This is a genomic window from Ruoffia sp. FAM 24228 (assembly GCF_045528575.1).
GTDB classification, from domain to species: domain Bacteria; phylum Bacillota; class Bacilli; order Lactobacillales; family Aerococcaceae; genus Ruoffia; species Ruoffia halotolerans.
The window spans coordinates 1-472 of the sequence record NZ_JBGQQZ010000160.1 but is presented as its reverse complement, the minus strand read 5'-3'; the positions used below and the strand labels follow the sequence as shown (position 1 = coordinate 472).

Here is a 472-nt window from a genome sequence, read left to right as displayed (position 1 = left end):
TTTGATTTGTCAAATTAAGCTAGACAAAACTGCTTCATCTAAGTAACTCAAAAATACTTCCAACGGTGTTCGGTAGTGTAAGGATTTCCGTGGAATCGTGTTCCGTTTGTGTGCAATCGATGACACAAAGCTTTGGTCTACTTGATTAAAGTCCATTCCTTTTGGCAGTCCGTCTCTGCGTAATAAACCATTGGAATTCTCATTCAAAGCTCGCTGTGAGGGCGTTCCTGGATCGGCAAAATAAATATCAATGTCATGTTGATTACTTAATGCTTTCCAATTGGAAAATTCCTTACCACAATCAAACGTCATCGACTTAAAGAAATGTCGAGGAATCGATTCCAGCCATTGGTTCATCCTCTGTTCAATGTCACTGGCTTTGCGGCCATCCGGTTTCAAAGTGATGATGATTTTGGAAAGACGCTCTACTAGCGTGATAACAGCACTCTTGTGGTGAACACCCACAATGGTA

1 protein-coding gene is annotated in these 472 nt (G+C 41.1%); it reads right to left on the bottom strand.

Features of this window, described 5'->3' with window-relative positions; genetic code table 11:
- Positions 1-9: 9 nt before the first annotated feature.
- The coding region (locus tag ACEN33_RS12495) for an IS30 family transposase (RefSeq protein ID WP_407093958.1) at positions 10-472 on the bottom strand (463 nt) is incomplete at its 5' end.